Below are 9,750 nucleotides of genomic sequence, written 5' to 3'. Positions count from 1 at the left end.
CTGGGAGAAACGCGACGACATCCACGAAGCCTTCCTCGGCCTCGCCACCTGCCTCATCACCCACCGCCACGTCCAACGCCTTTGTTAGGACCTCTTAGCGCCACGATGGGCGGGCATGACGACCCTCACGACCTGGCCCCTGCTGCGCGTGCTGCGCGACCGTGCCGCGGGGCTGTACCTGTGCGGCGTGGTGGTGTCCGGCTTCGGCACCTCGGCGCTGTGGCTGGCCTGCGGGGTGTGGGTGAAGGACCTCACCGGCTCGGACGGGCTGGCCGCGCTGTGCATGCTCGCCCTGTGGCTGCCGACCCTGGCCGGTCCGCTGCTGGGCGCCGTGGCCGACCGGGTCCGCCGCACCCTGCTGCTGATCGGCACCAACGTGTTCCTGGGCGCCCTGCTGGTCACCCTGGTGGGCGTGACCGGCCCGGGCGACCTGTGGCTGCTGTACGCCGTGCTGGTCGTGTACGGCGCGGCGGGCGTCGTGCACGACGCCGCCGAGTCGGCCCTGGTCGCGTCGGCGGTGCCCCGGCCCCTGCTGGGCGACTTCAACGGCCTGCGCACGACCGCCACCGAGGGCATGAAACTCCTGGCCCCGCTGGCGGGCGCGGGCCTGTACACGGCGTACGGCGGCACCGCCGTCGCCCTCCTGGACGCGGCGACCTTCCTGCTGGCCGCGGGCCTGTACGCGCTGGTGCGGGTCCGGGAGGACCGGCCCGGCCCGATGGACGGCGGTCACCGGCGCGGCACGGCCGAGGGTGTTCGCCACGTGTGGGCACACCCCACCCTCCGCCCGCTGGTGCTGGCGGGCGGCACCACCATGCTCGGTGCGGGGCTGAACGGGGCGATGATCTACGCCGTCGTCGACGGACTGGGCCGCTCCCCCGCGTACGCGGGGGTGCTGTACGCCGTGCAGGGCGCCGGGTCGGTGGCCGTCGGTCTGCTCTGCGGCCCCGCCCTGCGGCGCTGGGGCGGGCGGCGCTTCGCCGCCTACGGCATCGCCCTGCTGGCCCTCGCCGTGGCCCTGCGGGCGGTGCCGTCCGACGCGGTGGCGCTGGTGTGCAGCGCGGCGATCGGCGCGGGGCTGCCCGCCGTGCTGATCGCCGCGCTGACCGCGGTGCAGCGCGAGACGCCCGGCCCGCTGCTGGGCCGGGTCACCGCCACGGCCCACACTCTGGTGTACGCGCCCAACGTGGCCGGGCTGGCCGCGGGCGCGGTCCTGGTGGAACTGGTCGGCCACCGGCCGGTGCTGGTGTCCCTGGGCGCGGTCCTGCTGCTCGCGGCGATCGCGCTGGGTCAGAGCCCCGCAAGGGCCGAGCGGACCGCGTCCAGGTCGCCGTCGGACGCCAACCCGGCGTGATAGAGCCGCAGTTCGGTGGCTCCGTCACCGCGCGCCGCGGCGGCGTCCGCGGCGAGGGTGCCGGGGCTGCCGCCCATGCCGGAGACGACGGTGAGGTTGGCGGCGAGCACGGTGTCCTCGCGGCGGTGCTCCGCGAACGGCGCCAGGAGCCCGGTGCCCGCGGTACAGGGCACGACCACACCGTCCGCGACGGAGAGGATGTGCGCCGGGTCGACACCGGCGTTGGCGCCCACGTGGTAGGACACCGGGTCGGCGTGCAGCAACACCTGGAAGCCCCCGGGCGCCGCCGCCCGGACCGCCGCGACGGCGTCCTGCTGCAGGCTCCGGGCGGTCGCGTCGCGGTACGCGCGCGTGGCGTGCGCGAGCCGCTCCCCGAGCAGCTTCTCGACGCCGGTCCAGCCGCCGTCGCAGGGCGCTCCCCGCCACACCGGTTCCAGCGCGTCCCGCACGGCGGCGGCCAGTTCGCCGGCGTCCATCCCGTGCCTGCCGTAGCCGTCCCGGCAGGACGGGCAGAAGCACAGCGCCATGAGGTACTGCCCGGCGTCCCCCAGTGCGACGCCGCCGGTCTTGTCGTGCGCGTGCAGATGCTGGAGGCCGTACCAGCCGAGGGACTCCAGCTCGGTGCCGCGCGCCCCGGGCCGTACGGCCGCCTCGGCCGCCAGGTCGACGAGGTACGCGCGCGTGGCGGGCTGCGCGATGCAGGGGGCCCAGGGGTAACGGTCGCCGTAGGCGTTGACGACGGAGGTGTCCGGGTGCTCGGCGCCGAGGCGGGAGTTGTGGGCCAGGACGACCCAGGTGTGCACCTCCAGGCCGGCGTCGGCGAGGGCGGCGGCGGCCTCGCCGAAGGCGTCCCCGGGTGCCCAGTCCCCGGCCGCGAAGGGGCGAAGCGCGCGCCCGTCCCAGCGCTCGCCCACCGGGTACAGCGCGGCGGCGTGCGCGGCGGTGACGACGCGGTGGCGGGGGTGGCGGGGGGTCAGGGCCCGGGTGGAGTGGTAGGCGGCGGCGAGCGTCACCTGCTCCACGCCGAGCGCGGCGATCCGCCCTGGTGCCTCGGGGTCGCCGTTGACGTCCCAGGGGTAGACGAACGCCGACGTCCTCACTTGGCCTCCTCCAGCAGCGCGTAGCCGCGGTCGATCACTTCGGCGAGCTGCTTGACGTGGTCCGCGGCCGGTTCCTGCAGAGGTGGCCGCACCTCGCCCACGTCCAGTCCGCGCAGCCGTACGCCCGCCTTGACGAGTGCGACGGCGTAACCGCGGCCCCGGGCGCGCAGTTCGACGAACGGCCGGTAGAAGCCGTCCAGCAGGGTGTGCGCGGTGTCGTCGTCGCCGTCGCGCAGCGCGCGGTGGAAGGCGAGGGCGATCTCGGGGGCGAAGCAGAAGACGGCCGAGGAGTACAGCGTGATGCCGAGGGCGCGGTAGGCGAGCTGGGTCTGTTCGGCGGTCGGCAGGCCGTTGAAGTACAGGAAGTCGCCCGGGGCCTCGGTGCGTACGGCGCTGACGACGCGCTGCATCAGGTCGAGGTCGCCCAGTCCGTCCTTCAGGCCGATGATGCCGTCCGTGCGGGCGAGTTCGACGACGGTCTCCGGGGTGAAGACCGCGTTGTCACGCTGGTAGACGACGACCGGCAGGGTGGTCGCGGCGGCCAGCTCCCGGTAGTGCCGCAGCAGGCCCTCCTGCCCCGCGACGACGAGGTAGGGCGGCATGGCGAGCAGCCCGTCCGCCCCGGCCGCCTCGGCGAGGCGGGCGTAGCGCACGGCGAGCGCGGTGCCGTAGCCGGCGCCGGCGACGACGGGCACCCGGCCGGCCGCCGTCTCGACGGCGGCGCGGACGCACGCGTCGAACTCCTCGGGCGTCAGCGCGTGGAACTCACCGGTGCCGCAGCAGGCGAAGACGGCCGCGGCACCGGCCTCCACGCCGCGGCGGACGTGCGTGCGGTACGTGTCGAGGTCCACGGATCCGTCGGGTCCGAAGGCGGTGACCGGGAAGAACAGCGGCCCGCTGGGGATGTCGAGTCGAGCGGCGAGAGGGGCTGACGTCACGAGCTCTCCCGGTTCCATATTCATGATTGGCGTCTATATTTCTGAACAACTCCACGCTAAGGCGCCCCCGCAGCACCGGTCAAGCGCACGAACCCGCGACACACCAGCGGATTCACCGACTCCGACGGCCACTTGACGGGTTCCGCCCCGGCTCCCTAGCGTGTCCACGCATATGAATGCCGTGCGCTCATCTGCACGACCGGCGAGTCAAGGAGACCCGAGGATGCCCGCTGTCCGCACCGTCCTGCTCACCGGCGCCGCCGGCGGCCTCGGCACCCTGATGCGCGAGCTGCTCCCGGACTACGGCTACGACCTGCGGCTGCTGGACATGCGCCCCGTCGAGGGCGCGCCCGACGCGATCACCGCCGACCTCGCCGACCGGGACGCCCTGCGCGAGGCCGTCCGGGGTGTCGACGCGATCATCCACCTCGCGGGCATCTCTCTGGAAGCCCCCTTCGAGAAGATCCTCAAGGCCAACATCGAGGGCACGTACCACCTGTACGAGGCCGCCCGCGAGGAGGGCGTCCGCCGGATCGTCTTCGCCTCCTCCAACCACGCCGTCGGCTACACCCCGCGCCCGCAGGGCGACGACCCCCTGATCCCCGTCGGCACCTCCCGCCGCCCGGACACCTTCTACGGCCTGTCCAAGTGCTTCGGCGAGGACCTCGCCCAGCTGTACTGGGACAAGCACGGCCTGGAGACGGTCTCGGTGCGCATCGGCTCCTGCTTCCCCGAGCCGACCAGTGTGCGCATGCTCTCGGTGTGGATGAGCCCCGCCGACGGCGCCCGCCTCTTCCACGCGGCCCTGACCGCCGAGGGCGTCGGCCACACCGTCGTCCACGGCTCCTCCGCCAACACCCGGCTGTGGTGGGACCTGAGCGGCGCCCGCGCGCTCGGCTACGAACCGCAGGACGACTCCGAGCCCTGGGCGCAGAAGCTCATCGCCGAGCAGGGCGAACTGGACCCCGACGACCCGGCGCACGCCTGCCTGGGCGGCCACTTCGTGACCGACCCGCCGATCTGGCCGTACTGACCGGAAAGAGTCGTCACAGGAGGACGGGCGGGCAGCAAACGGGCCCGCCCGTACGGGCGTTCGGGCACGGCCATGATCCGATCGGGCATCGCCCCCCAGTCCCTCACACGGCACCTGAGCAGCCGGTTCGCGCCCATGGACGGCCCCGCCCCACCCGTCACAGCCCGGGCGTGCCCACGACCGAACGGGCACAAGCGGGCAGGATCGCCGTCACAACAGGCCTGGTCCAGGCAGCGCAACCCGCTGTAGAACTTCCTGCGAGGCCCGCTCGGGCCCGAACGGGCAGAGCACGGCAGGAAGGCGCATGACGGCCATGAACAAGACGGCGGAAGAACGCCAGCGCGAGATCGTGCTGGCCGCACGGCGTGACGGGTCGGTCGACGTCACCGCCCTCGCCGGCGAGCTCGGCGTGGCCAAGGAGACCGTCCGCCGGGACCTGCGGGTCCTGGAGGACCACGGCCTGCTGCGCCGCACCCACGGCGGCGCCTACCCGGTGGAGAGCGCCGGCTTCGAGACGACACTCGCCTTCCGGGCCACCAGCCACGTGCCCGAGAAGCGCCGGATCGCCGCCGCCTCGGCGCAGCTGCTCGGGGACGCCGAGACCGTGTTCATCGACGAGGGCTTCACCCCGCAGCTCATCGCCGAGGCGCTGCCCCGGGACCGGCCGCTGACCGTGGTCACCGCCTCCCTGCCGGTCGCCGGCGCGCTCGCCGGCACGGACACCGTGTCCGTGCTGCTGCTCGGCGGCCGGGTGCGCTCCGGAACGCTCGCCACCGTCGACCACTGGACGACGAAGATGCTGTCCGGCTTCGTCGTCGACCTGGCCTACATCGGCGCCAACGGCATCTCCCGCGAGCACGGCCTGACCACCCCCGACCCGGCCGTCAGCGAGGTCAAGGCCCAGGCGATCCGGGCCGCCCGGCGCACGGTCTTCGCCGGTGTGCACACCAAGTTCGGCGCGGTCAGCTTCTGCCGGTTCGCCGAGGTCGGCGCGCTGGAGACGATCGTGACGAGCACCCTGCTGCCGTCCTCCGAGGCCCACCGCTACTCCCTGCTCGGACCGCACGTCATCCGCGTCTGAGACGAGCGCGCTCGTCCCCGCCGGGGCACCAGCCCTCGCCCCGGCGCACCTCAGCACACCCCTTATGTCCCCATACATCCAGGAGCGATCCATGCGAACCCAGAGCCGACGACGGCCACCGCGAGCCCCGCTCGCCCTGGCCGCCGCAGGGACGCTGCTCGCCCCGCTGCTCTCCGGCTGCTGGGTCGGCGCGGGCGGGGCCGGATCCGGCGGCGACGCCATCAACGTCCTGATGGTCAACAACCCGCAGATGGTCGAACTGCAGAAACTGACCCGCGAGCACTTCACCGAAGAGACGGGCATCAAGGTCAACTTCACCGTCCTGCCCGAGAACGACGTCCGCGACAAGATCAGCCAGGACTTCGCCAACCAGGCCGGCCAGTACGACGTCGCCACGCTGTCCAACTACGAGATACCGATCTACGCCCGCAACGGCTGGCTGCACGAGATGAACGGCTACGTGGCGAAGGACCCGGCCTACGACGAGCAGGACGTGCTCAAGCCGATGCGCCAGTCCCTCACCGCCGAGGACGGCAAGCTCTACGGCCAGCCGTTCTACGGCGAGTCGTCGTTCCTGATGTACCGCAAGGACGTGTTCGAGAAGAAGGGCCTGACGATGCCGGCCCGGCCCACCTGGCGGCAGGTGGCGGACCTCGCGGCGAAGGCCGACGGCGCCGAACCCGGCATGAAGGGCATCTGCCTGCGCGGGCTGCCCGGCTGGGGCGAGGTCATGGCACCCCTGACGACCGTCGTGAACACCTTCGGCGGCACCTGGTTCGACAAGGACTGGAAGGCACGGCTGGACTCCCCCGAGTTCGAGAAGGCCACGAAGTTCTACGTGGACCTGGTGCGCGAGCACGGCGAGTCCGGCGCGGCCCAGGCCGGGTTCGCCGAGTGCCTCAACAACATGACCCAGGGCAAGGTCGCCATGTGGTACGACGCCACCTCCGCGGCCGGTTCCCTGGAGGCGGCCGGGTCCCCGGTCAAGGGCAAGGTGGGCTACGCCCCCGCCCCCGTGGAGAGGACCAAGTCCTCGGGCTGGCTCTACACCTGGGCCTGGGGCATCCAGAAGGCCTCCCGCACCCCGGACAACGCCTGGAAGTTCGTCTCCTGGGCCTCCGGCAAGGAGTACGAGCAGCTGGTCGGCGAGAAGGTCGGCTGGTCGAACGTGCCGGCCGGCAAGCGGGCTTCGACGTACGCCGACGCCGACTACCGCAAGGAGGCCGGCGCCTTCCAGGAGATGACCAAGGAGGCCATCGAGCAGGCGCGGCCCACCGATCCGGGCGTGCAGCCGCGGCCCGCGCCCGGCATCCAGTTCGTCGGCATCCCCGAGTTCACCGACCTGGGCACCAAGGTCTCCCAGGAGATCAGCGCGGCCATCGCCGGACGCCAGTCCGTGGAGTCGGCCCTGCGCACGTCCCAGGAGCTCGCCGAGAAGATCTCCGAGGAGTACGAGGGACGATGACCGCCACCACCACGGCCCCCGTGGCCGCTCCCGGGACACCCGCACCGGTCCGCCGGCCCTCCGGCCGCCTGCGCGCCTGGGCCACCCGCGCCCCGCTGCTCCCCGCCCTGATCTTCATGATCGTCGTCACCCAGCTGCCCTTCGTGGCCACGCTGGTGATCTCCTTCTTCGACTGGAACTCCCTCTACCCGGACGCCCGTCACTTCGCCGGCCTCGACAACTACCAGGAGGTCCTCACCGATCCGGACCTGCGCCACTCGGTGTGGACGACCGTCCTGCTGACGGTCGCGGTGGTCCTGGCCAGCCTGGTGCTCGGCCTGGCCCTGGCGCTGCTGCTGGACCGCAGGTTCCGCGGCCGGGGCATCGTGCGCACGCTGCTGATCGCGCCCTTCCTGGTGGTGCCGGTCGCGGCGGCCCTGCTCTGGAAACACGTGCTCTACAACCCTGAATACGGCCTGCTCAACGGGCTGTTGCACTATGTGGGCGGACCACAGCCCGACTGGATCTCGAACACCCCGCTGCTCGCCGTCGAGGCCTCGCTCATCTGGCAGTGGACCCCGTTCATGATGCTGATCCTGCTCGCCGGCCTGCAGAGCCGCGACCACGAGCAGGTCGAGGCGGCGCGGGTCGACGGGGCGAGCGACTGGCAGGTCTTCGTCCACCTGACGCTGCCGCACCTGCGCCGCTACCTCGAACTCGGCGCCCTGCTGGGCTCGATCTACATCGTGCAGAACTTCGACGCGGTCTTCACGATCACGTCCGGCGGCCTCGGCACCGCCAACCTCCCCTACACCGTCTACCAGACCTTCTACCAGGCCCACGAGAACGGCCTCGCCTCGGCCGCCGGCGTCCTGGTGGTCATCGGCTCGATCGTCATCGCGACCTTCGCCCTGCGCGTGGTGTCGTCCCTGTTCCGCGAGGAGGTGTCCCGCGCATGAGCACGATCGCCCCGCGTGCCCGCCGCGTCCGTGGCAAGGGTGCGGGCCTGGGTCTGCTGGCCTGGCTGCTCGGCATCGCGTTCTTCCTGCCCATCGCGTGGATGGCGCTGACGTCCTTCCACTCGGAGACGGACGCGGCGACCAACCCGCCGTCCTTCGCGGCCGCCCTGACCCTGGACGGCTACCGCGAGTTCTTCGGCGCGGGCGGCGGCGCGAGCCCCTGGCCGGCCCTGATCAACTCCACGGTCGCGTCCGTCGCGTCGACCCTGCTGGTGCTGCTGCTGGCCTTCCCGGCGGCCTACGCCCTGTCGATCAACCGGGTCCGCAAGTGGACGGACGTGCTGTTCTTCTTCCTGTCCACCAAGATGCTGCCGGTCGTGGCGGGCCTGCTGCCGATCTATCTCTTCGCCAAGAACGCCGGGATGCTCGACAACATCTGGCTGCTCGTCATCCTCTACACCTCCATGAACCTGCCGATCGCGGTGTGGATGATGCAGTCGTTCCTCGCCGAGATCCCCGTCGCGGTGGTCGAGGCGGCGAAGGTGGACGGGGCCGGACTGCCCACGATCCTCGCGCGCGTGGTCGCCCCGATCTCCCTCCCCGGTATGGCAGCCACCGCCCTGATCTGCTTCATCTTCAGCTGGAACGAGCTGCTGTTCGCCCGGGTGCTGACGGGCGTGATCGCCGAGACCGCGCCCGTGTTCCTGACCGGCTTCATCACCAGCCAGGGCCTGTTCCTGGCGAAGGTGTGCGCCGCGTCGCTCGTCATCTCCCTGCCGGTGCTCGCCGCGGGGTTCGCCGCCCAGGACAAACTGGTCCAGGGCCTGTCGTTGGGAGCCGTGAAATGAAGGCCGCCGTCATCGAGTCCGTGGGCAAGGCCGTCGTCGCCGAGGTCCCCGACCCGACGCCCGGCCCGCGCGAGGTCGTGGTCGAGGTCGCGGCCTGCGGCCTGTGCGGCACCGACCTGCACATCCTCCAGGGCGAGTTCGCCCCCGAGCTGCCGATCGTGCCCGGGCACGAGTTCGCGGGCGAGGTGGTCGGCGTCGGCACCCGGGTCACCGAGGTGGCGGTCGGCGACCGGGTCGCCGTCGACCCGTCCCTGTACTGCTACGAGTGCCGCTACTGCCGCACCGGCCACAACAACCTCTGCGAACGCTGGGCGGCGATCGGCGTGACGACGGCCGGCGGCGCCGCGCAGTACGCCGTCGCCCCGGTGGCGAACTGCGTCAGGCTCCCCGACCACGTCCGCACCGAGGACGCGGCCCTGGTGGAGCCGCTGTCCTGCGCCGTGCGCGGTTACGACGTGCTGCAGTCCCGCCTGGGCGCGCACGTGCTGATCTACGGCTCCGGCACGATGGGCCTGATGATGCTGGAGCTGGCCAAGCGCACCGGCGCGGCGAGCGTGGACGTCGTCGACGTGAACCCGGCCCGGCTGGAGACGGCCCGCCGCCTGGGCGTGTCGGCCTCGGCGGCGAACCCGGACGAACTCGACCGTCCGCAGGGCTGGGACCTGGTCGTGGACGCCACCGGCAACGCGGCCGCCATCCAGGACGGCCTGGACCGGGTGGCCAAGGCCGGTACGTTCCTGCAGTTCGGCGTCGCCGACTACGCGACCCGCGTGACCATCGACCCGTACCGCATCTACAACCAGGAGATCACCATCACCGGCTCGATGGCGGTGCTGCACAGCTTCGAGCGGGCCGCGGAGCTGTTCGCGAACGGCGTCCTCGACCCCGAGGTCTTCATCAGCGACCGCATCCCGCTTGAGCGGTACCCCGAGGCGCTGGAGCAGTTCGCGGCGGGTGTCGGCCGCAAGATCGTGGTCGTGCCGTAGGACGGCG

At 72.2% G+C, this 9,750-nt stretch carries 9 protein-coding genes; 7 read left to right on the top strand and 2 right to left on the bottom strand.

Annotation, left to right across the window (positions count from 1 at the left end):
• Positions 1-115: 115 nt before the first annotated feature.
• The gene (locus ACZ4M5_RS25430) at positions 116-1,354 is read left to right on the top strand and encodes an MFS transporter (RefSeq protein WP_467740131.1); all 1,239 of its coding nucleotides are present in this window, start codon (positions 116-118) and stop codon (positions 1,352-1,354) included.
• Here ACZ4M5_RS25430 and ACZ4M5_RS25425 read toward each other — a convergent pair.
• Together ACZ4M5_RS25425 and ACZ4M5_RS25420 are read right to left on the bottom strand one after the other, a co-directional pair.
• A complete protein-coding gene (locus ACZ4M5_RS25425) occupies positions 1,291-2,454 on the bottom strand; it encodes a hypothetical protein (protein WP_467740130.1) in 1,164 nt (387 codons plus the stop codon). The two genes, ACZ4M5_RS25430 and ACZ4M5_RS25425, sit on opposite strands and share 64 nt — an antisense overlap.
• Positions 2,451-3,392 (bottom strand): 5-dehydro-4-deoxyglucarate dehydratase, encoded by a 942-nt coding sequence (locus tag ACZ4M5_RS25420; RefSeq protein WP_467740129.1) that lies wholly within the window; start codon positions 3,390-3,392, stop codon positions 2,451-2,453. The genes ACZ4M5_RS25425 and ACZ4M5_RS25420 overlap by 4 nt, the downstream gene beginning before the upstream one ends.
• 223 nt (positions 3,393-3,615) lie before the next feature.
• On the opposite strand from ACZ4M5_RS25420, the gene ACZ4M5_RS25415 reads away from it, so the two are divergent.
• The 6 genes from ACZ4M5_RS25415 (at position 3,616) to ACZ4M5_RS25390 (ending at position 9,743) form a co-directional block, all read left to right on the top strand.
• Positions 3,616-4,425, top strand: coding sequence for an NAD-dependent epimerase/dehydratase family protein (locus ACZ4M5_RS25415; protein ID WP_467740128.1), 810 nt, complete (start codon positions 3,616-3,618; stop codon positions 4,423-4,425).
• 304 nt (positions 4,426-4,729) lie between these two features.
• Entirely contained in the window at positions 4,730-5,506 is a 777-nt protein-coding gene (locus tag ACZ4M5_RS25410; RefSeq protein WP_398112362.1) for a DeoR/GlpR family DNA-binding transcription regulator, read from the top strand.
• A gap of 91 nt (positions 5,507-5,597) precedes the next feature.
• Positions 5,598-6,971 (top strand): ABC transporter substrate-binding protein, encoded by a 1,374-nt coding sequence (locus ACZ4M5_RS25405; protein WP_467740127.1) that lies wholly within the window; start codon positions 5,598-5,600, stop codon positions 6,969-6,971.
• Positions 6,968-7,909 (top strand): carbohydrate ABC transporter permease, encoded by a 942-nt coding sequence (locus ACZ4M5_RS25400; protein ID WP_467740126.1) that lies wholly within the window; start codon positions 6,968-6,970, stop codon positions 7,907-7,909. Before ACZ4M5_RS25405 ends, ACZ4M5_RS25400 begins: the two co-directional genes overlap by 4 nt.
• On the top strand, positions 7,906-8,757 hold the full coding sequence (locus tag ACZ4M5_RS25395) for a carbohydrate ABC transporter permease (protein WP_467740125.1): 852 nt from the start codon (positions 7,906-7,908) through the stop codon (positions 8,755-8,757). Before ACZ4M5_RS25400 ends, ACZ4M5_RS25395 begins: the two co-directional genes overlap by 4 nt.
• The gene (locus tag ACZ4M5_RS25390; protein WP_467740124.1) at positions 8,754-9,743 is read left to right on the top strand and encodes a zinc-dependent alcohol dehydrogenase family protein; all 990 of its coding nucleotides are present in this window, start codon (positions 8,754-8,756) and stop codon (positions 9,741-9,743) included. Before ACZ4M5_RS25395 ends, ACZ4M5_RS25390 begins: the two co-directional genes overlap by 4 nt.
• Positions 9,744-9,750 lie beyond the last annotated feature (7 nt).

This window comes from Streptomyces sp. NPDC026246 (genome assembly GCF_055567995.1).
Note: the sequence above shows the minus strand (reverse complement) of the source record. Positions and strands in the feature narration are given on the sequence as shown.

Coding starts and splice junctions, on each gene's coding strand:
- ACZ4M5_RS25415 (WP_467740128.1), top strand. CDS start 3,616: ATGCCCGCTGTCCGCACCGTCCTGCTCACCGGCGCCGCCGGCGGCCTC.
- ACZ4M5_RS25430 (WP_467740131.1), top strand. CDS start 116: ATGACGACCCTCACGACCTGGCCCCTGCTGCGCGTGCTGCGCGACCGT.
- ACZ4M5_RS25390 (WP_467740124.1), top strand. CDS start 8,754: ATGAAGGCCGCCGTCATCGAGTCCGTGGGCAAGGCCGTCGTCGCCGAG.
- ACZ4M5_RS25400 (WP_467740126.1), top strand. CDS start 6,968: ATGACCGCCACCACCACGGCCCCCGTGGCCGCTCCCGGGACACCCGCA.
- ACZ4M5_RS25395 (WP_467740125.1), top strand. CDS start 7,906: ATGAGCACGATCGCCCCGCGTGCCCGCCGCGTCCGTGGCAAGGGTGCG.
- ACZ4M5_RS25405 (WP_467740127.1), top strand. CDS start 5,598: ATGCGAACCCAGAGCCGACGACGGCCACCGCGAGCCCCGCTCGCCCTG.
- ACZ4M5_RS25410 (WP_398112362.1), top strand. CDS start 4,730: ATGACGGCCATGAACAAGACGGCGGAAGAACGCCAGCGCGAGATCGTG.